The following is a 19,579-nucleotide window of genomic DNA, read 5'->3' as shown; positions in this document are numbered from 1 at the left end:
GGCCAACACAAATTTCACCCCTGAGCCCATTTCTGACTGGCCCTCCAGCTTATACGGTTATAACAATAAATAAACTGGACTCTTTTCAGTAAAGGGTAATGGACAATCATTTAAATCGGTGATTGAGTTTTAAGACAGACCCTAGTCCGCAAAATAAAAAGCGCCCGTGAGCACTTCTTTTGGAGGTTGATTCTATGGAAACATCTTCGTCACATTCCGGGTTCACCCCGTCGCAGAAATGGACGCTGGCGTCCACATCGGCGGGCTTTGCGTTGGAACACATGGACGTCATGTTCCTCTCGTTTGCTTTGGCGTCCATCATCGCGACCCTACATATCACCGGGGCCCAGGCCGGGTTGATTTCGTCGATCAGTAACCTAGGGACCCTCGTGGGTGGCCTGGGATTCGGCCTGATTGCCGACCACTACGGCCGGATCAAGGTCTTCACCTACACCATCTTCATCTTTGCGTTCGCCACGGCGGCCATGGCCGTCGCCAACAACCTCGCCCTGTTATACCTGTTTCGGTTCCTGGCGGGCGTGGGTTCCGGGGGCGAATACGGCGTCGGAATCACCCTGATTGCCGAAAACTTTCCGGCTCACCAACTGGGTAAACTCTCCTCACTGGCCGCGATTGGTGGGCAGTGTGGGGCTATTCTAGCCGCGATTGCCGCGGCGCTCATCATCCCCTCGTTGGGGTGGCACGCGCTGTTTGTCTTCGGGCTGGTTCCGGTCGCGTTGATCTACTTCATTCGCCGGCATTTACACGAAAGTGCCGCCTTTAAGTCTGCCCGACACGCCCACAAATCCGTGCAACTCCGGCGGCTATTCGCCACCCCACGGCTGGCTTACCAGACTGGCGCGTTGATGGTCATGACCACCGTCCAGATTGCCGGTTACTACGGGCTGATGAACTGGCTACCGTCAATCATGCAAAAACGGCTGGGCCTGACCGTCTCGGGTTCGTCCGTCTGGATGATTGCCACGATTCTGGGGATGAGTTTGGGAATGCTGGTCTTCGGTCAGGTGCTAGATCATTTCGGCCCGCGCCGGGCGTTCGGCTTCTTCTTACTGGCCGCTGCCATCGCACTTTTCGGGATCTTACTGACGACCAACCGGTTCACCCTGTTAGTCGCCGGGGCCACACTGGGCTTCTTTTCCGACGGGATGTACGGTGGTTACGGCGCCATCGTCAGTCGCCTGTATCCCACCGAAATTCGCACCACGGCCAACAACTTCATCGTTAACGTGGGCCGCTTGATTGGCGGCTTCTCGTCGGTGATTATCGGCTTTTTGATGGATCACGGCACCCTCCTGATGGTCATGAGTTTTTTGGCTAGTCTCTACCTAATCAGTCTGGTCACCATGCTCTCCATTCCCAATTTGCGTCGCTTAGCCCCGACGGCCCATTAACTTAACTCAATTTACTTAGCGTCCGTTGGTCATCGTCAACGGGCGCTTCTTGTTTCACGTGAAACAATCTCGGCTCGACCGTACCTCCCGCTCCCGATTTGACGTATAATAACGCTATTGAAGTTTTTTTGAGGAGGCCCGTCACGGCATGCGAACATTTTTAAAATGGGGCTTGGCCCTGCTTTGCGGCGGTATCATCTGGGGGGGTACCCCGCTGGCTCACGCCCAGACCGAGCTACCCGGTTCACTGGTCAAGGTTGGTCACTACACGGCCAGCACCGACTATCTGAACCTCAGCGAATACTACCAGACCACCCGCAAAACCACCGTCACGGTACAGTACCGGCCGACTTATCACGCCGGTAAGACCCAGCAACGGCGGCTGACGCTACCTCAGGGCACCACGGTGGCCGGGTACCTGACTACCCAGAAGGTCGGCACCCACCTGCAACAGGCGCTACTGGTCTACAGTTCCCGGTTAAGCTACGCGCTATTAAGCCACGCCCAACCCAAGGGCTACACGGTCGACCCAATCGCCGATACGGACGCCACGCCTACGGTGATTAGCGGTGCCCAGCTCACGGCGTTCAAACGCGTGCCCTGCCCCAAATACATGGTGGCCTACAGTCACGGCGACCTGTACGCCGGGGGCATCGCGGCGGCACTCAGTCCGGCCGAACCTACCGGGACCAGCCTGCGCATCACACCGGACGGGGTCGTGGAACTCCTGAGTTACGACGCCAACACCAACGCTAACCTGGAATTCTACCAACGCCCCGACACCCAGGCCAAGATTACCCGGACGAACTTTCACGACCCGTACCGCGACCTGTATTTCGCTCACGACCTGCGCGGGTTCAATCTCCAGCGAGTCAGCCGAACCGGGACCCAACAGTATAAATTGACTATCGAAAACCTACACCAACCGCAACACATTCTGGGCAATCCGCTCAAAGGCGTGGCCGGCACCTTCGACAGCCTCTACCTGGTTAGCGGCGTGCCCTACTACACCTTCATCGGCTTCGATGGGGCAAGTAATTAACCCTTAACTCTGGCACCGATTTTCTCGGAAATCGGTGCCTTTTTCTTTGGCCCGGCCCCGTTTAGCGGCGTGCTATAATAACGGTAATTAAGTGCGTCACGCGTTGATTCCCCTGGTCACAGAAAGGAAGTTACGTCATGTCCCTTAGTTCGATCCACACCATCGCCAACCTGGGCGCCGGCACCATGGGCCACGCCACCGCGTTGCAATTTGCCCTGCACGGGTATCCCGTTTTCCTGTTGGATACCGATCCGGCGGCGCTAAAACGTGGCCTGGCCGCCATTCAGCACGACCTGGAAACCTTCCAGGCCGCCGACCTCTTGACCGAGGACCCGACCACCGTGCTGGCCCGGATTCAGCCCACCACCGACAACGCCACGGCCCTGACCTCAGCCGATTTCGTCATCGAATCGATCGTCGAAGACCTCAGCGTCAAGCAAACGGTCTGGCAAACCGTCGAACAGTTCGTCGGTCCGGACGTGATCCTGGCCACCAATACCTCCGGCCTCAGTCCCACCGCCATTCAACGGACGTTGACCCACCCCGAGCGCTTCGTGGTCGCCCACTTCTGGAACCCCGCGCAACTGATGCCGCTGGTCGAGGTGGTGCCCGGCGAACAGACTGACGCAGCCACCGTCACCACCACCGTGGCGTTGATGACCCACATCGGCAAGCACGCGGTCCCGTTGCAAAAGGAAGCATTGGGCTTCGTGGGCAACCGGATTCAACTGGCCGTCTTGCGCGAAGCTCTGCACATCATCGATGACGGCATCGCCACGCCCGAAGCGATCGACGACATCATCAAATACAGTCTGGGCCGACGTTGGAGTCTGGTGGGTCCCGTGGCCAGTGCCGATCTCGGTGGCTTAGACGTGTTCCAAAATATCAGCGCCTACCTCTACGCCGACCTAGCCAACGACACCGGGACCGACCCCGCCCTGGCCAAGAAGGTCGCGGCTCACCAGTTGGGCCTCAAGACCGGTCAGGGTTTCTACAACTGGACCGGGACGGCTGGTCAGGAGGTCGTCGCCCAACGCGACCGGGCACTGCTCAACTTACTTAAGAATGATCAAAAAAACTAAACTTTTAGCTCATAAAAATGCGACTCGTCAACGACGAATCGCATTTTTAATTAGCGCTGTAAGAGCTTTTGCCCCTTTTGATAATAGGCCTGCATTTCTTCTGGTGGGACCATGTTACCCCCGGTGCCCCAAACAATGTGGACCCCTTTTTTGAGACTCGGTTCTTGCTCCCCTAACTTCCGGTTAGCATCGACAAACGCTGCGAAACCGGCCGTTGACGAGGGTTCGAGGTAGACGTCTTCATTATCCGCTAGCATCGTCAGATATTCGTATAGGCGATCATCGGCGACCGTAGTTTCGGCGTACAAAATGTTCTTCATGATTTTCCCAACTAGCCGTGACGGTTTCCCAACAGCCAAGCCATCCGCCGCCGTTTTACCATCGACGCCAATGTCGTTGACCGCAATCTGGTCGTTTAAGTGGGTGTACATCCCCAACAACATGGCCGGCGCGTGGGTCGGTTCCACAAAGATCACCTTGACGTTTTCTTTAAAGACCGTATGCAGGCCAAACGCCACCCCACCGGGACTTCCGCCCACGCCACATGGCAGGTAAACGAACAGCGGATTAGCTTTCGAGATGTGAATTCCCTGTTGGTCGAATTGCTTAGCTAGGCGCAACGCTGCTACCGAGTAGCCGAAGAAGAGGTCCGTGGAGCCCTCGTCGTCCACAAAATGACACATGGGGTCGTTCTCGGCGTCTTGCCGCCCCTTGGCGACGGCCTTGCTAAAGTCCCCGGCGTATTCCACCACCGTGACGCCCCGGTGCCGCAACAGGTCTTTCTTCCACTGCTTAGCATCGTGCGACATGTGGACCGTGGTGTGGAATCCTAATTTAGCGCCAATAATCCCAATACTTAGACCGAGGTTCCCGGTCGACCCCACCGCCACGCTGTACTGAGAAAATAATTGCGTAAATTCGGGGTCGGCTAACCGGCTATAGTCGTCGGTCAGACTTAACTTACCGGAGTCGAGGGCCACGGTTTCGGCGAATTTCAACACCTCATAGATACCGCCCCGCGCCTTGATTGACCCGGAAATGGGGAGCGCGTTATCGCACTTCAGGTAAAGCTTAGCGGCAGTGTCGAGGTGCTCTTTCTGCCGTAGCGCGCTCAACATCTGGGGAATGGCTTTCAGTTCGGACTCAATAATCCCATGTGAGTTAGTCGTTTCCGGAAACGCTTTCATTATGTAGGGTGCAAAACGTTCTAGCCGGTCAGCGGCATCCTGAATATCGGACAAGTCAAACGGCGTCTGCGGATTGGGGAGGTAATCCGGGTTTTGCCAGCAAACTTCGTCATAGTCTTTAAGTGAATCGATGAAGCGATCATTCTTTAACATATGGCACCATCCTTTCGATAATATTTTATCATGATGATATTATTTTATCAATGATTGGTTAATGTTTTGCCACGTGCGGTTTTCTCATCAAATTAACAGATAACGAATTTTCCGAGTTTAGCCACAGTTGACAGATTTCATTAAATCATTGCTACATCAGTGTTTCAATTTAAAGTAATTGGTTAATTCGGTGACCGTCGCCACCCATTAAAATTAAAATTTTCTCATATTTCCTATTGACTTCTCGAAAAATCCGACTATGATAAACAGCATAGTTAAATAATTTTTAACGACAACGCGTAGAAGAGTAGTCGGTGTCACGATGCTCAGGGAGCCCCGGGTCAGTGTAACGGGGTCATCACCACACCACACGAAAGTAATCTACAAGTCGTGGCCGCGACGGCTCAGCCGAAGTGGTCACTGGGAATGCGCCCATTACAGCAATGAAGTCTCATCACCGGTCTGCGCAGGCGGTGGTGGTACTTGTCGAGCTGATCATCGTGAGGTGGTCAGGAATTAAGGTGGTTCACGTTCAGTCACGTCCTTAGCAATTCTTGCTAAGGGCGTTTTTTTCGTCCCACCGTACCTACACAGGAGGTCACTTTTATGAATAAACCATTAACCAAGCGGCAATACTTAATCTTAGGGTCCTTACTCTTCGGTCTGTTTTTCGGGGCCGGCAACCTGATTTTCCCGATTCACCTGGGTCAACTCAGCGCTGGCAACTGGGGACCAGCCACCATCGGCTTTCTGCTGACGGCCATTCTGCTGCCCCTCTTGTCCATCCTGGCCATCAGCCTGACTCGTAGCAATAGCGCCTACGACCTGGCCGCGCCCGCCGGTAAAAAGTTCGCGCTCTTCTTCCTAATCTTGATTCACCTGACGCTGGGGATCTTAGTCGCTTCCCCCCGGACCGCGACCACGACCTTTGCCATCGGGATTCAGCCCTTCTTGCCGCAACGCTACGACCATCTCGGCCTCTTGATTTTCTCCGCGTTATTCTTCGGTATCGCCTACCTGATGGCCTACAACCAAAATAAAATCGCCGATTACGTGGGCAAGTTTTTGAACCCCATCCTGTTGGCCTTACTAGCCTTCATCTTCTTCATGGCCTTCGTCATCAAGGGCGACCTGCGCCACATCAGTCTCTTCCCCACCTCGACCGGTGCCGGGAGCAACCTGATCAACGGGTTCTTGCAGGGTTACAACACCATGGACGCCCTGGCCGGCCTGGGCTTTGGGGTCACCATCATCGCCGCACTCAAATTGTTTGGGCTGACCGATAGCCGTCAACGGTCCCGTGCCGTTGCGAAGGTCGGCGCCATCAGCATGAGTCTCGAGGCGTTGATCTACATCTTCTTGATTGCTCTGGGGGCGTCTAGTCTCAGCTACCTGCACCTTTCCGCGGAAGGCGGCACCGCCTTTACCCAAATCATGACCCACTACACCGGCCTGGCCGGCACCGCCATCCTGGGCGCCGTTACCTTTCTGGCCTGCATCACCTCGTGTATCGGCATGATGGCCGCCCTGTCGCAGGACTGGGGCGAACGGTTCCCTAAGCTGGGCTACCACTTCTTCTTGACCATCAGTTGCCTGGGCGCCTTCATCATCGCCAACTTCGGCCTGACGCAAATCATCCTCTACTCCACGCCACTATTGAGTTTCATCTACCCGTTTGCTATGGCGTTGATCTTCTTGGGCGTGCTCCATCCCCTGATTGGGCAAAACCCGATCATCTACAAAACCACGGTGGCCTTCACCTTGATTCCAGCCATCCTGGACGCCATCCACAACCTGCCTCCGTTCTTCGCCAACCTGGCGTTCTTTAAAACCATCGACGCCTGGGCGGGTAACACGATTCCATTATTTAACGTCGGGTTAGACTTCTTCCCGTTCGTCCTGGTCGGTCTGGGCGGGAGTTGGGCCCTGACCGCGCTTCTGAAACGCCGGACGCCCGCCGCCGATTTATCTAAGAAATAAGCACCAACCCGAAACGCCCCCGTCATCAAGTCATGGTGCCGGGGGCGTTTTGGGGCCACTAATCTTCACAACCGCTTGCGCCACCCGTAAAGCAGGAGCATCCCCAGTAAAACGAACGGCGTGAAAATCAACCCTAAAACGAGAAGGACCAGTCGAATCAACGGCACGTCGCCGGGCCCGAGCAGCCGCAAGTTAAGCGGCAGTTGGCGTAGCAGAGTCGACGTCCGCGCCACGGTATCGGGCTGATCAGTGGGGGCATGGCGTCGCACGGCGGCCGGAGCGCGCCCGGACCGGCTCAAAACCGCACTGAAAATTCGCTCCACCGGTAGCAGTAAGTAGCAGACCGTCACGTACCACGACGTCCAATCCCAGTTAAAAATGAACGTGCCCCGAATGAACCGACAATTAAGGACGATCAGCACTAGGTAACCGGGCAATCCCAAGCAGTAGACCACAAGATAATTGGTGAGCCGGTGAAAGTCGGGACTGACCCGCACCGGCGTATTCAGAAATTTTTTCAACCGTTTCAAGTTGTCCTCACCTGCCTCGAAAATTAGCCCTAGTATAGGCCGAGTGGAGGTAACCACTAGTCGGGTTTCATTCACCGCAAGTGGTTAGGCAATTATCTACGAAAATAGCCGCTAATCAGTTTAATGGCTTAAGCCGGTATTGCCGATCCACTGGTCGCTTCACCCGTTTTGCGAACCGTCGCTAGCGTACGGCCCGCACAAGCGCAATTGACTTTATTAAGTCCCAACTAACCGGACTTTAGTTTTGCCGCTCCCCCCCGACCGCCTAATAATAGGGTCAATCCACGGGGCCCACTTGCCCCACGAAAATCAAGTTCAGTCTAACCAGGTGATTCGAATGCTCGCAAAGTTAACGTCTCTACTCAAAGCCTACCTCAAGGGTCTCTTTCCCCTAAGTCTCATCCTGTTATTTACGGCGCGCACGGTGGGGCTGGCCGTTCATCTCGACTGGACGGCCTTTGATACCTACTTTTTGATTGCTGTTCTGGGCTTTTACCCGGTTGTGGCGCCCCTGGAGAAACGGTACACGCCCCACCTTGCCAACCAAACGCCCCGCCAGCTGGTCACCAAGTTGCACGGTGCCGACATCGTGAACGCCGATCAGGGTTCTCTGTGGCGCGTCGCCCATACCAAAGCCACGCTACTGCCCTTCGACGACAACCCGTTGGCCGACCTCTTGAACTTCGTCTGTCGGCAATTGGTCCGCATCCTCCTGATTCTCCTAGCCCCACTCCTCGCCAGCGCGATCTGGTGGCGGCACGCCCACCGTTCCCGTTAGCGGTTCCCGCCTTCCGGTTAATTTTTCTTACCGTTTTCGCAAACTCAGGTCTTGCAGAAAACGGCAAAAGGGACTTTAATGGAAGCTTAGGAGGCGTTTCGTATGTCAAAGCAACAAGCACCCATCGGCGTGTTCGATTCTGGCGTCGGGGGCATCAGCACCTTGCGGACGCTCGCAAAAGTGCTCCCAAACGAAGACTTTGTGTTTTACGGGGATTCCGCCAACGCCCCATACGGTGAAAAAAGTTCCGCGACGGTCCAACACCTGGCCGCCAACGTCATGGCGCAACTTAAACTGCACCAGGTCAAGGCGGTGGTCATCGCCTGCAACACGGCGACCAGCGCGGCCAAACGTGACCTCATGGCGGCCAATCCCGAGATGACCATCTTGGGCATCGAGCCGGCCCTAAAGCAGGCGGTCGACGCCGGTAAGCAACACATCTTGGTGATGGCCACGCCGCTGACCATCGGCCTACCCAAGTACAACGCCCAGGTGGCGCGTTTTCAGGAACGGACCCACATCGAGTCGTTGCCCTGTCCCGGTTTAGCCGACCACATCGAAAAGGGGTACGCCGGCATCGCCCAGACCCAGGCACTGGTCGATCAACTGATGGCCCCGGTCCTCGACGACCCGATTGACGCGATTGTCTTGGGCTGCACGCACTACCCATTTATCGCCGATATGATCCGGCGCGAGTACGACCACCCCGTGACCGTCTACACCGGCTACGAGGGCTTGGCGAATAACCTCGCCACCCACCTTAAGCAGCAGGGGTTGTTGCGCCCGGAAAATGCTAACCGGCAAATTGAATTCTACAGTAGCCGCGATACCCCAGCCGAATTGGCCCTGTACCAACACCTTTACGAACACGGCATTGCGCAATGAATTTAAAAAAACGTCACCCGTTGCGGTGGCGTTTTTGCGTGGTATCGTTGGTCCTGCGGTATACTGAAGGCCTGAAGGAGGCGGCGTATTTTGAGGTTAATTAGAAGGATTGGTTTGGGGCTCACTGCCCTGACGTTGGGGGGTCTCCTCGGTTTGGGGACCATCACCCCGGCGCACGCGGCCACCCACGCCGGGACACCCCCGGTACTGCGGGGCAGCTGGCACACCGTGTATCACCGCTACGCCCACCCCACGGCGCGCCACTACTATTGGCGGGTGCGCTACACCACTAAGGTCGCTGGGCAATCGCGGGTCAACCGTTTGGACTACACCCGGCAAAAGCAATTCACCGTGAGCCACCAAACTAGTGGCATCGTCCGGCAGGTTCACTACGCGCCGTTGGTGGACAACGGCGTCTTCCTGTACGGTAAGAACGCCCAGGGCAAAACCGAATACCAGGTCGCCGATTTTTCACAACACAACCACAAGATGATTCTGTTGCATTCGACCAGCGTGACGTTTACGCCCTATCACTCTTACGGGACCTTTTATCGCGATAAATAGTCGCCGCTCTTATAATTGGATAACGCTATTCAGCCGTTTTCTGGACGGTCAGTTCCCGGTAGTTTTGTCGGGGGATGACCGTACATTTTCGTAATGGTGGTCAACAAAAAATCCGTCACGCGGCAACTCTGCCCCGTGACGGATTTTATAATCAAAATTGAAGTTAACCGTTACTTTTCCGGTTGGTCCGCCGATGCCGACAGGTCGTGCAGGGCCTTGAAGTTCGCCAAGGTCTTGGTGTACTTGTCGATGGCCGTATCCGTCGACCACTGGCCTAGTGGCAAACGCAACGGTAAGTCCGCCGCGTGGTTGGTGACTTGGTCGTAAATGATGGCCGCGGCCTTGTCGGGATCGCCAGCCTCGTGGTGGGCGCCCTCTTCACTGCCTTCGATGCGGCTGGCGAATTGTTGGTAATCCGCCAACTTCGGCATGGTCTTTTGGGATGAACGCCCCGCCCAGTCGGTCCGGAAGCCGCTGGGTTCGATCAACATGAACTTGATGCCCAAACCGGCCACTTCTTGTGCCGCGGCTTCGGTGACCCCTTCGACCGCGTACTTACTACTATTGTAGAAGGATAGCGTTGGGAAGGACGCCAACCCGGCGATGGACGAGAAGTTGACCACGATGCCGCGCTTTTGTGCCCGCATGGTTGGCAGGACCGCCCGGGTCATATCGATTAGGCCCCAGACGTTCACGTCAAACATGTACCGAACGGCATCCCGGTCGCTTTCTTCGAAGGTCCCGAAGTAACCCAGCCCGGCGTTGTTGATCAGCACATCGATGCCGTGAAACTTGTCGGTCGTGGCTTTGACCACGGCGGCAATTTCGTCGCGGTTGGTCACGTCCAACGTGGCCTTCAGGATTTGCCCGTGATCGTATTGGTCCAGGTAGCCCAGTTGGTCGGTGTGCCGCGCCGTAGCGACCAGGTTCACGTCATCCTTTTGGGCCAAGAAAGTGGCTAAGGACTTGCCAAAGCCCGTCGAAGTTCCCGTAATTAACCAAGTTTTTGTCATAGATTTGCACACTCCTATTCTTTAATCCACTGACCAGCTTACAACCTATAGTCCACTCGAGGTCAACTAAAAGGCCTGACTTTTCTGAAAAAAGCCAGACCCGCTCAGTGACCTAATTAATTTTGCCAATCTTTTTGCGGATAATCAGTGGCCGATGCACAGCGACCTAACGCACCGTTGTTTCACGTGAAACACTCAATTCTGGGTCGCTGGTGTTAGTTGCATTTGCAAGTTCAACATGGCCAGCACGCCCTCGGCACAGTCACTCCCCTTGTTGCCAGCCTTACCACCCGCGCGGTTCAGCGCCTGATTTAAGTCGTCGGTAGTCAGCACACCAAACATCACGGGAACCGGACCAGTTGCCGAGAGGTCGGCGAGACCGCGAGCCGTTTCAGCACAAACGTAATCGTAATGGCTAGTTTCGCCCCGAATCACGGTGCCCAAGGCAATGATGCCGTCGACACGACCACTAGCGGCCATCAGTCGGGCGGCCCGCGTCAGCTCCAGGGCTCCCGGAACGTGCGCCACCAAAATATCGGTGGGAGTCACGCCGAATTCTTGCAGGGTCGTCACGGCCCCCGTCTCCAGTTTCTGGGTGATCACTTGGTTAAACTGCGCCGTCACGATGCCGATCCGGTACCCCGCGTTTTGACGGGAAGTTGCTAAAATCGTCATAGTTTTAAACCTCCTTCAATAGATGGTGGAACTTTAACTTCTTAGTTTTTAAATACGCTCGGTCCGTGGCTTGGGGCGCCACTTCCAGGGATTGCCGGGTCACCTGTAAGCCTAGGTCTTCTAACTGGGTTACCTTATCTGGATTATTGGTCAATAGGGTCACCTGGTGTACGTGCTTTTGGTGGAGAATCGCCGCGACCAGATCATAGTGGCGTTCATCCGGTTGAAAGCCTAATTGCTGATTGGCCTCGACCGTATCGAAGCCTTCTTCTTGGAGATGATAAGCCCGCAATTTATTGGCTAGACCGATACCGCGACCTTCTTGGCGCAAATAGAGAACGGCTCCGTGCCCCGCTTGTTCGATGGTCTTGAGGGCCAGGTCTAGTTGTTCACCGCAATCGCAACGTTGCGACCCCAGCAGATCACCCGTCAAACACTCCGAGTGGACCCGCAACAGTAGTGGTTCGTCGGGCTGAATGGAGCCCTTAGAAATCAGTAGGGTCGGTTCGCGGTCATCCGCCGTCGCAAAGGCTTCTAGCTGGAAGTCCCCGTACTTGGTGGGGAGGTGGACCTGGGTAATGGCCTGCGCGACATCCACGTTGTGCTGGTAACGGTACGTCTGGATGTCTTGAATCGAAAGCAGCGGCATCTGGATACCCTCGGCGAAGGCCTTAAGTTGCCGCCGACGGGCCATGTGCCCGTCCCGTTGTAAGACTTCACAAATGTAGGCTACCGGACGAACCCCCGCCAGACGGGCCAAGTCGACCGCTGCTTCGGTGTGTCCACCCCGCGCTAGGGTGCCGTGCTCGCGCGCAATCAGGGGAAAGACGTGCCCGGGATGGTAAAAATCACCGGGACGAGCAGCGGTTGACGCGAGCTGGCGAATCGTCGTTGCTCGGTCGAACGCGGAGATGCCCGTGGTCGTGCTTTTCGCATCGGCACTGACGGTAAAGGCCGTCCCGAACGCATCGGTCGCGTCAGTCACCATCGGGTGTAACCCCAGATTAGTTGCTATCTCGGCACTCATGGGCACGCACAGTAAGCCCCGCGCGTTGGTCACCATTTTGTTCACGGTCTCCGGTGTGACAAACTCGGCTAGTCCAATCATGTCCCCTTCGGCTTCACGGTGATCATCATCGGTCACAATCACCAATCCCCCGGCCTTTAGAGTGGTCAGTGCGGTTTCAACTCGTTGCGTCACTGTCGTCATGACGCATCGCCTCCAATTTCGTTAAGTATTTGCCTAAAATATCCGTTTCTAAATTCACTAAATCGCCAATTTGCAATTCCCCTAACCCGGTTTGGCCCAAGGTATGGGGAATCAAACTCACGCTAAACGTGGTCGCCGTGACCGCCGTCAACGTCAGGCTGACCCCGTCGAGGGCCACCGAGCCCTTTTCGACCAACTCACCCCGGTAGGCTGCCGGTAAAGCGAAGGTCAACACCACCGCATTTTCGTCGCGCTGACGTTGGACCAAAGCCACAGTGGTATCCACGTGGCCCAGAACAAAATGCCCATCCAACCGGGCATCGGCGCGTAACGCCGGTTCCAAGTTCACTTCGGCCCCCACTCGTAACTGTTGCAGCGCGGTGCGGCGACTGGTTTCGGGCATCATCGTGGTGGTAAAGCCATTGGCGTGTAGTTGCGTAATCGTTAAGCACACCCCGTTGACCGCGAGACTATCCCCGATTCGACTATGGCTCTGTGTCGGTAACGGCGTCTGCACGGTCAAATCGGCATGTGTTGCCGCACGGGCGATTGCCGTTACGGTCCCCCGACCCTGAATGATTCCAGTAAACATTAAACTCGCCTCCTAAACGTTAAACGAACGTCAGTACCCAAGGATTGCACCTGCGTCAGGGTCAACGGAAGCGCCTGACTCGCCGCCCCTTGTACGGCGGGCAACGCTTGACCACCCAGGACGACCGGCGCCACGTAGGTAATCAACCGGTCGACTAGCCCCGCCGCCACAAACTGGGCGTGCAAGTGGCTCCCACCTTCGACCAGCAAGGATTGCAGGCCTTGCTGAGCCAGATAACGAACGATTTGTGCCGGTGTCCAGCGTCGTCCCGCCACCACGGTCACGTTTGCGGGCCACGACCGGTGACTAGGCTGCCGACTCAACAGCCAGACCGGTTCCGACGTTCGGAACAGTCGATTGTGCCGGTCGATTTGATCGGCCGAATTGACCACGACGACTCGACGCGGGGGTACCGCCACGGCCGTTTCTCTAACGGTCAGGGCCGGCTGGTCAATTGTCAATGTTCGCTCGCCCACCAAAATGGCCTGCTGGGTCGCTCGAAATCGTTGACTGTCGTGATTAGCCTCGGCCCCGGTCAACCGGGTGCGGGTTCCGGTCGCCGCGTTGAGTTTGCCATCGGCACTGATGGCCATCTTTAAGGTCACCAACGGCCGGTGGTGGTGATAAAAGAAATTGTAAGCCGGGTTCAAATCCGTCGTCGTAGCCAGTACCGTAACGTCAATCCCGGCAGCACGCAGAATGGCAATCCCCTTCCCACTCACCAGCGGGTTCGGGTCACGTTGGCCAATCACCACCCGGCGAATCCCGACCGCGACCAACTTTCGGGCGCACGGTGGCGTCTTGCCGTAGTGACTGCACGGTTCCAGGGTCACATACATGGTCGCGCCCCGGGCCTGCCGCACATCATTCAGTTGCTTTAAGGTGTTCACCTCAGCGTGATCCTGACCGAACCGGTGGTGGTAACCCCGGGCGAGAATCCGCCCGTCCTTGACTAACACGGCCCCCACCAAGGGATTGGTCCAGGTCTGACCAGCGCCTTGACGAGCTTGGTCCGCCGCTAAGGCTAAATACTCTTGATCCGTCATCCCATTCACCCCATCAAAAAAGGCCCCGCAAAACTAATTGCGGGGCCATGATTAAAAGCTAAATAAGACTTCATCCGAGGTGGCGGTAATCGTGAGACTACCCCCATCAGGTCGAAAATCGAATTTTTTCTTCTCCCATCCAGACTTTACTGTCGGTCCCAGACTCACACTGGGTCCACCGCTAAACGCGGGTCACGGACTTCAACGCCACATAACGTTGTCACCGTCGGTCGGGAATTACACCCTGCCCCGAAGAAATCTATTCAGTTGTTAGTGTCAGGTTACCGCAGAAATTTTCCGAGCGCAACCCTGGATTTACAAAGTATTAATCATCTTTTTATTATTAATAATCATTGATAACAAAAAGTCGTTCCTCTCGAGAACGGCCGTTGCTAATCCTTTAATTTTTGAAAATAGTGTGGATCCAAGCGATTCAAGTTTTTTTGCGCATTTTCGGGACCAATCTTGGTCAATACCCGGTAGACCGTCCCGCTAGAAACGACTAAATCTCCCCGATGGTACGTTTTGTCGGGCGAATAATTACTGATATCGGGATTCGTCCGGGCCGTTAAAATCCGAGACGTTGAATGACTTGCCGGCTTGCCCTGGAGCGTGAAGACTAAGACGCCCAGCATCACCGTTAAGATTAACGCATACTCTATGATTCTTTTCATTTAGATTTTTTCTCCTAAATTGCAAACGCGACATTATGGGTCAGTTGCCTAAGTTTATCCCCTTCAAGTAGGGTCGACAACGTCCACTTTCGTTAAAGTGGACAACTCACCCCCTGAAACACTTGCTAGTTTCCTCACACGCCGCCGTTTTTGTCCGGCCATTATCTGGATATCGGGCCCCAAGTAGTGTACATTTGAACTCGTAGAGAATATTTTAGGGAGGTTTTCCATTGATTACCATTAAGTCACCACGTGAAATTGAAAAGATGAACGAAGCGGGGACCCTGCTGGCCAACATCCACATCGGCCTGCGCGATTTGATCAAGCCGGGCATCGATAGCTGGGAAATCGAAAAGTTTACCACGCAATACTGTGCCGACCACGGCGCCATCCCGTCCGAAAAAGACGTCGACGGTTACCACTACGCCACCTGCATCAGCATCAACGATGAAGTCGCCCACATGGCCCCACAAAAGGGCCGCCTGTTAAAGAACGGCGATTTGGTCAAGGTCGACATGACCGTTTCCTTAGACGGCTACCAAGCCGACTCCTGCTGGGCTTACGCAGTCGGTGACGTGAGCGACGACGTCAAGCACATCATGGACGTCACCAAGAAGGCCTTGTACCTGGGCATCGACCAATCCGTCATCGGTAACCGTATCGGGGACATCGGCGCGGTCATCCAGGACTACGTCGAAACCCAGAACCACATGGGCGACGTCCGCGACCTGATTGGCCACGGCATCGGTACCGAAATGCACGAAGAACCCGACGTTCCCGCCTATGGGGAAGCCGGCCACGGCATTCGGTTACGCGAAGGCATGGTCATCACCATCGAACCCATGGTCAACCTGGGCACCTTCGAACTGACCGACAAGCTCGACAAGGACAACTGGGAATACTACGTGTCCGCCGACGGTTCCCTGTCGTGCCAATACGAACACACCCTGGCCATCACCAAGGACGGTCCCAAGATTTTGACGTCCCAAGATCCCGAATTCGATGCCAAGTACCTGTTAAAATAAGTTATTTAACTGTAAAAAAACCGGCGCTGCTCGCTAGAAGAGCAACGCCGGTTTTGTCGCGTCCCGTCGGTTACCAGAGGTAGTCCACGGGGTTCTTAATGTATTTATCGTAAACGTCACGCACGATGGCCATCTGCGCCTCGCTCAGTGCCGGTAACTCGGCCGCACTGGTGTTGCGTTCGATCTGCGTCGGGTTGCTGGCGCCCGGAATCACCGCGGAAACGGCGTCGTACATCAAGATGTACCGTAGCGCCGTGGCCGCCAAGTTATCCGTGCCCAACCGTTCCTTGAGTTCGGCCGCCGCCTTGACTCCGGTCAGGTAATCTACGCCGGAGAAGGTTTCGCCCTTGTCAAAGTGTTGGCCGTCCCGGTTGTTGTTCCGGTGGTCGGCCGCGGAGAACTTGGTGTCAGCGGTAAACTTCCCGGTCAACAGACCACTGGCCAACGGCACGCGGGCCAAGACACCAATGTTATTTTGCTTCGCTAAATCGAAGAACAGGTTGGCCGGCCGCAACCGGAACATGTTAAAGATGATTTCTACCGCGGAAATGTCGTAGTCCATGGCCTTGATGGCCTGTTCGACCTTTTCCACGCTGACCCCATAGTTGCGGATCTTACCGGCCTTTTTCAGTTTATCCAACTCGAAGAAGGTTTCCGGCGTGTAGTAGATGTCGGTCGGTGGGCAGTGTAACAGGACCATGTCCAGCGCATCGACGCCCATGTTTTGCAGCGACTCGTTCACGTAGCGGTCCACGTGAGCCGGGTTAAAGTGTTCCAAGGATAGTGGTTCTTCCTTGCGGCCCAGCTTGGTGGTGAAGTGGACGTCGGGGTGCGTCTTGATGAACGTCCCCACGGCCTTTTCACTCAACCCACCCTGGTAGCCATCGGCGGTGTCAAAGAAGTTCACGCCGCGGTCGTAGGCTTCGGCCAAGGTATCCAAGGCATCCTTTTCGCTAAATTCGGCGCCCCATTTGCCCCCGAGTTGCCAGGTGCCTAACGACACTTCGCTAATGTTGAAGCCGGTCTTCCCAAATTGTCGGTATTCCATGTATTTTTCTTCCCTTCATGCTTAAAGTTAATCGTTCTATTTATTTAAACCGTCATCTAATGATTGACCCTAGTGTACAAGTTAGAGCCGCCTCTAAGTCAAGCGATTTAATCGACTGATTTTAACGCGTCTAACATGTTGACCCGCTTCAGCTTAACGTGCATGATGCCCATCACGAGCAGGCTAAAGACCAAGGTCAACGCCGCCGCGTACAGATAGCTGACCGGATGAATCCCCGGCGAGAACATTAGCGCGTTGGTTTCCGCCGTTTGGAGAATGTAGGCATGGAGCCCATCCCCCAGCAGACAGCCCACCAGAATCCCCAGCACCGTTAGGATCAGGTTTTCTCTGAAGATGTAGAGGGTGACTTCGTTGTCGTAAAAGCCCAACACCTTGATGGTCGACAACTCGCGAATCCGCTCGGACACGTTGATGTTGGTCAGGTTGTAGAGCACCACCAGCGCCAAGGCGCCCGCCGAAATCACGAAGATCAGGACCACGAGATTCATACTGTCGAACATCTTGAAATTGGTTTGGCGTTCGGTCTGCATCAGCGTGACGTTGACGATGCCCGCCTGCTTCAACAGTCGGTTGGCGTAGGCGTTACCGGCCGCTTCACTGGTATGGTTAAGCTGAACAAAATTACTATTATAGGTCGGTGCGGTGTGAAACACCTGGCGGTAGTAACGCGGACTCAGATACACGAAGTGGTTGATGTAGTTTTCGGCGATGGCGGCGACCTTCACGTGCCGGGTGGTCTGCCCCGCCGCCTTCAAGGCCAGGGTGTCGCCCACCTTCACATGGGTCAGCTTGGCTAACTTCTCGTCGATGATGGCGCCGTGATCGGTCAAGCGGTAGTTACGCTGCGTTTGCCGGTCGCGTAAGGTCACGAACCGGTTCAGCTGGCGTGGCGTCTGCGGGACCCCCAGGGTGACGGTCTGTTCCGCCACCCCGGCCTGCTTGACCGTCACCTGACTGGATTTCAGCGTCAGGCTGCGTCGGTAGTTGGTCGGTTGACGCAGGGCTTGCCGCTGACCGGCCGTTTCCGCCCCGCTCCGGGTCACGATGGCGTCGTAGTGCCACAGGTCGTTGAACTGCTTGGTGCTGATGTCGCCGATGGAATCCTTCAGGCCAAAACCGGTGATCATCATGGCCATACAACCGGCGATGCCCAGCACCGTCATGAACAGGCGTTGCTTGTAGCGCAAGAGGTTGCGTAGCGTGATCTTGTGGTTAAAACTCAACCGCCGCCATAGACCGGTCCAGCGTTCCAGCCAGAGGGTCTTGCCGGCCTTGGGCGCCTTGGGCTGGAGAAGTTGCGTCGGTAGGCTGCGTAGGTCGACGCGCAGGACCACCCACGCGCTACCCAACGTGCAGGCCAGCGCAATCGCTAGGGCGACCCCGATGTCGTCCCAGAGGTACTGGACCTGAATCGCAGGCAGATTGTACATACTCCCGTACGCCTGGGCGATGAACCGGGGGAAGAAGTTGACGCCAAACAGAACGCCCAAACCGGTCCCCAACAATGCGGCCAAACCACCGTACAGCATGAACTCGCTGCCGACCGCGGCGTTGCCGTATCCCAGGGCCTTGAGCGTTCCCATTTGTAGGCGCAGTTCCTCGACCATCCGGGTCATGGTGGTCAGACAGATCAACGCGGCAATCGCGATGAAGAATAGCGGGAACACGGTCGCTAAGGCCACCACCCGTTGCGTGTTTTCGTGATATTCGGTGTATCCCGGATTATCGGTCCGGTCCGTGTACAGGTAGGTCGGCCGCGGAATCGCGGTGACCTGCGCCTGAGCGGCCCGGAGCTTGGCCGTCAGCTTGGTGATGACCGGACTGGTCGCCGGTAGTTGTTGGCTCAACGCGGCCACCTGCCGTTTCAGCGGCGCTAATTTCGTGGTGGCCTGCGTTTGCAGCTGGACTTGACGTTGGCCGGCTTGCGGGGCCAACCAGGTCTTTAGCCGCTGCGTGTTGGCCCGGTTAAGCTTTTTATAGCGCGCCGAATACGGGGTGACGTGGCGCAGGTTCTGGAAGTTGACGTCCAGGCGGGTGATCACCCGCGACTTCAACGTGCCCGGCCGCACGTAGGCCAGGTAATCCAGGGTCCCCTTGCCCATCGTGGTGACGCCTCGGTCCACGTTTTCCACGTAGCGCGGCGAATTAACGAACCCCACGATGGTGAACGTCCGCCGGGTCAACTGGCGGTTCTGAGCGGCCGTGCTGGCGATACGGTAGGTCCCGCCCACCTTAAGTTGCGGCTGCAGGCGCCGGGCCTGGGCGTCCAACACGATTTCGTTGGCCCGCCGTGGCAGGCGCCCGCTAGTCACCGTCAAACGGTCGAGTTTCTGGGTGGTTGGCAACTCGGTCACCCGCACCACTCGGTTATTGTTCAGCTGGGTGAGATCCAAGTACCGTACGGCCTGCGCGGTCACCCCGGCATGTCGGGTCACGGCTTTTAGGTCGGCGGTGGTCAGGCCCAGGGTCGATTGCACGCTGTTGGTCGCCAGGCGCTGAGTCCGGTAGTAGCGGGTTGCGGCTTGGGACATGTCCGGCCCGGTCGCCCGGATACCGGTGTAGAAGGCCACGCCCAGAAAAATAATAATTAGGATTGAGCAGAAACGGGCCTTCGAGCGCCAGATTTCTCGCAAAATGGTTTTAAAATAGGCTGGTGTCATGC

18 protein-coding genes and 1 riboswitch are annotated in these 19,579 nt (G+C 56.0%); of the genes, 8 read left to right on the top strand and 10 right to left on the bottom strand.

All coding sequences use genetic code 11. From position 1 onward, the window contains the following. Positions 1 to 194 precede the first annotated feature (194 nt). From FD38_RS12125 to FD38_RS12115, 3 genes are all read left to right on the top strand, one after another. On the top strand, positions 195 to 1,412 hold the full coding sequence (locus FD38_RS12125; protein ID WP_057734540.1) for an MFS transporter: 1,218 nt from the start codon (positions 195 to 197) through the stop codon (positions 1,410 to 1,412). Between the two features lie 148 nt (positions 1,413 to 1,560). After that, the gene (locus FD38_RS12120; RefSeq protein WP_057734538.1) at positions 1,561 to 2,454 is read left to right on the top strand and encodes a hypothetical protein; all 894 of its coding nucleotides are present in this window, start codon (positions 1,561 to 1,563) and stop codon (positions 2,452 to 2,454) included. Between the two features lie 137 nt (positions 2,455 to 2,591). Continuing rightward, the gene (locus tag FD38_RS12115) at positions 2,592 to 3,536 is read left to right on the top strand and encodes a 3-hydroxyacyl-CoA dehydrogenase family protein (protein WP_057734536.1); all 945 of its coding nucleotides are present in this window, start codon (positions 2,592 to 2,594) and stop codon (positions 3,534 to 3,536) included. Between the two features lie 50 nt (positions 3,537 to 3,586). Here FD38_RS12115 and FD38_RS12110 read toward each other — a convergent pair whose 3' ends face one another. Next, positions 3,587 to 4,876 carry a D-serine ammonia-lyase gene (locus FD38_RS12110; protein WP_057734534.1) on the bottom strand — a complete coding sequence of 430 codons (1,290 nt, stop codon included), beginning with the start codon at positions 4,874 to 4,876 and terminating at the stop codon, positions 3,587 to 3,589. A gap of 606 nt (positions 4,877 to 5,482) precedes the next feature. Here FD38_RS12110 and brnQ point away from each other — a divergent pair. Next, positions 5,483 to 6,856 (top strand): branched-chain amino acid transport system II carrier protein, encoded by a 1,374-nt coding sequence (gene brnQ / locus FD38_RS12105; protein WP_057734532.1) that lies wholly within the window; start codon positions 5,483 to 5,485, stop codon positions 6,854 to 6,856. 65 nt (positions 6,857 to 6,921) lie between these two features. Here brnQ and FD38_RS12100 read toward each other — a convergent pair whose 3' ends face one another. Then, complete coding sequence (locus FD38_RS12100; protein WP_057734530.1) at positions 6,922 to 7,386, bottom strand: hypothetical protein; 465 nt, start codon at positions 7,384 to 7,386, stop codon at positions 6,922 to 6,924. Positions 7,387 to 7,723: 337 nt separating this feature from the next. Between FD38_RS12100 and FD38_RS12095 the strand changes: the two genes are divergently transcribed. The 3 genes from FD38_RS12095 (at position 7,724) to FD38_RS12085 (ending at position 9,613) form a co-directional block, all read left to right on the top strand. Then, complete coding sequence (locus FD38_RS12095) at positions 7,724 to 8,164, top strand: hypothetical protein (RefSeq protein ID WP_057734528.1); 441 nt, start codon at positions 7,724 to 7,726, stop codon at positions 8,162 to 8,164. Positions 8,165 to 8,266: 102 nt separating this feature from the next. Then, positions 8,267 to 9,049, top strand: a complete 783-nt coding sequence (gene murI / locus FD38_RS12090; RefSeq protein WP_057734526.1) for a glutamate racemase — start codon at positions 8,267 to 8,269, stop codon at positions 9,047 to 9,049. A gap of 114 nt (positions 9,050 to 9,163) precedes the next feature. Then, on the top strand, positions 9,164 to 9,613 hold the full coding sequence (locus tag FD38_RS12085) for a hypothetical protein (protein WP_057734524.1): 450 nt from the start codon (positions 9,164 to 9,166) through the stop codon (positions 9,611 to 9,613). Between the two features lie 170 nt (positions 9,614 to 9,783). Here the strand turns inward: FD38_RS12085 and FD38_RS12080 are convergent, their stop codons facing one another. The 6 genes from FD38_RS12080 to FD38_RS12055 all read right to left on the bottom strand — a co-directional run bounded on the left by FD38_RS12080 (position 9,784) and on the right by FD38_RS12055 (position 14,823). Beyond that, positions 9,784 to 10,626, bottom strand: a complete 843-nt coding sequence (locus FD38_RS12080; protein ID WP_057734522.1) for an SDR family NAD(P)-dependent oxidoreductase — start codon at positions 10,624 to 10,626, stop codon at positions 9,784 to 9,786. Between the two features lie 195 nt (positions 10,627 to 10,821). Continuing rightward, complete coding sequence (gene ribH, locus FD38_RS12075; protein WP_057734520.1) at positions 10,822 to 11,301, bottom strand: 6,7-dimethyl-8-ribityllumazine synthase; 480 nt, start codon at positions 11,299 to 11,301, stop codon at positions 10,822 to 10,824. A 4-nt stretch (positions 11,302 to 11,305) separates the two neighbouring features. Beyond that, positions 11,306 to 12,511 carry a bifunctional 3,4-dihydroxy-2-butanone-4-phosphate synthase/GTP cyclohydrolase II gene (locus tag FD38_RS12070; protein ID WP_057734518.1) on the bottom strand — a complete coding sequence of 402 codons (1,206 nt, stop codon included), beginning with the start codon at positions 12,509 to 12,511 and terminating at the stop codon, positions 11,306 to 11,308. Then, positions 12,486 to 13,103, bottom strand: a complete 618-nt coding sequence (locus FD38_RS12065; protein ID WP_057734516.1) for a riboflavin synthase — start codon at positions 13,101 to 13,103, stop codon at positions 12,486 to 12,488. Before FD38_RS12065 ends, FD38_RS12070 begins: the two co-directional genes overlap by 26 nt. After that, positions 13,103 to 14,149 carry a bifunctional diaminohydroxyphosphoribosylaminopyrimidine deaminase/5-amino-6-(5-phosphoribosylamino)uracil reductase RibD gene (gene ribD / locus FD38_RS12060; RefSeq protein WP_057734514.1) on the bottom strand — a complete coding sequence of 349 codons (1,047 nt, stop codon included), beginning with the start codon at positions 14,147 to 14,149 and terminating at the stop codon, positions 13,103 to 13,105. The genes FD38_RS12065 and ribD overlap by 1 nt, the downstream gene beginning before the upstream one ends. A 123-nt stretch (positions 14,150 to 14,272) precedes the next feature. Then, a riboswitch (FMN riboswitch) is annotated at positions 14,273 to 14,410 on the bottom strand. Between the two features lie 131 nt (positions 14,411 to 14,541). Then, entirely contained in the window at positions 14,542 to 14,823 is a 282-nt protein-coding gene (locus FD38_RS12055) for a hypothetical protein (protein ID WP_057734513.1), read from the bottom strand. Positions 14,824 to 15,053: 230 nt separating this feature from the next. On the opposite strand from FD38_RS12055, the gene map reads away from it, so the two are divergent. Next, positions 15,054 to 15,848, top strand: a complete 795-nt coding sequence (map, locus tag FD38_RS12050; RefSeq protein WP_057734509.1) for a type I methionyl aminopeptidase — start codon at positions 15,054 to 15,056, stop codon at positions 15,846 to 15,848. Positions 15,849 to 15,918: 70 nt separating this feature from the next. On the opposite strand, the gene FD38_RS12045 is transcribed toward map, so the two are convergent. Continuing rightward, entirely contained in the window at positions 15,919 to 16,896 is a 978-nt protein-coding gene (locus tag FD38_RS12045) for an aldo/keto reductase (RefSeq protein ID WP_057734507.1), read from the bottom strand. Between the two features lie 107 nt (positions 16,897 to 17,003). Continuing rightward, positions 17,004 to 19,577: an ABC transporter permease gene (locus FD38_RS12040; RefSeq protein ID WP_057734505.1), complete on the bottom strand. Its 2,574-nt coding sequence runs from the start codon at positions 19,575 to 19,577 to the stop codon at positions 17,004 to 17,006. Between the last annotated feature and the right edge of the window lie 2 nt (positions 19,578 to 19,579).

This window comes from Levilactobacillus zymae DSM 19395, assembly GCF_001434115.1.
Taxonomy (GTDB): Bacteria; Bacillota; Bacilli; order Lactobacillales; family Lactobacillaceae; genus Levilactobacillus; species Levilactobacillus zymae.
This window is presented reverse-complemented; position numbering and strand designations above follow the sequence as displayed.

Coding starts and splice junctions, on each gene's coding strand:
- FD38_RS12120 (WP_057734538.1), top strand. CDS start 1,561: ATGCGAACATTTTTAAAATGGGGCTTGGCCCTGCTTTGCGGCGGTATC.
- FD38_RS12115 (WP_057734536.1), top strand. CDS start 2,592: ATGTCCCTTAGTTCGATCCACACCATCGCCAACCTGGGCGCCGGCACC.
- FD38_RS12110 (WP_057734534.1), bottom strand. CDS start 4,876: ATGTTAAAGAATGATCGCTTCATCGATTCACTTAAAGACTATGACGAA.
- FD38_RS12080 (WP_057734522.1), bottom strand. CDS start 10,626: ATGACAAAAACTTGGTTAATTACGGGAACTTCGACGGGCTTTGGCAAG.
- FD38_RS12070 (WP_057734518.1), bottom strand. CDS start 12,511: ATGACGACAGTGACGCAACGAGTTGAAACCGCACTGACCACTCTAAAG.
- ribH (WP_057734520.1), bottom strand. CDS start 11,301: ATGACGATTTTAGCAACTTCCCGTCAAAACGCGGGGTACCGGATCGGC.
- FD38_RS12065 (WP_057734516.1), bottom strand. CDS start 13,103: ATGTTTACTGGAATCATTCAGGGTCGGGGGACCGTAACGGCAATCGCC.
- brnQ (WP_057734532.1), top strand. CDS start 5,483: ATGAATAAACCATTAACCAAGCGGCAATACTTAATCTTAGGGTCCTTA.
- ribD (WP_057734514.1), bottom strand. CDS start 14,149: ATGACGGATCAAGAGTATTTAGCCTTAGCGGCGGACCAAGCTCGTCAA.
- FD38_RS12125 (WP_057734540.1), top strand. CDS start 195: ATGGAAACATCTTCGTCACATTCCGGGTTCACCCCGTCGCAGAAATGG.
- murI (WP_057734526.1), top strand. CDS start 8,267: ATGTCAAAGCAACAAGCACCCATCGGCGTGTTCGATTCTGGCGTCGGG.
- FD38_RS12040 (WP_057734505.1), bottom strand. CDS start 19,577: ATGACACCAGCCTATTTTAAAACCATTTTGCGAGAAATCTGGCGCTCG.
- FD38_RS12045 (WP_057734507.1), bottom strand. CDS start 16,896: ATGGAATACCGACAATTTGGGAAGACCGGCTTCAACATTAGCGAAGTG.
- FD38_RS12095 (WP_057734528.1), top strand. CDS start 7,724: ATGCTCGCAAAGTTAACGTCTCTACTCAAAGCCTACCTCAAGGGTCTC.
- FD38_RS12055 (WP_057734513.1), bottom strand. CDS start 14,823: ATGAAAAGAATCATAGAGTATGCGTTAATCTTAACGGTGATGCTGGGC.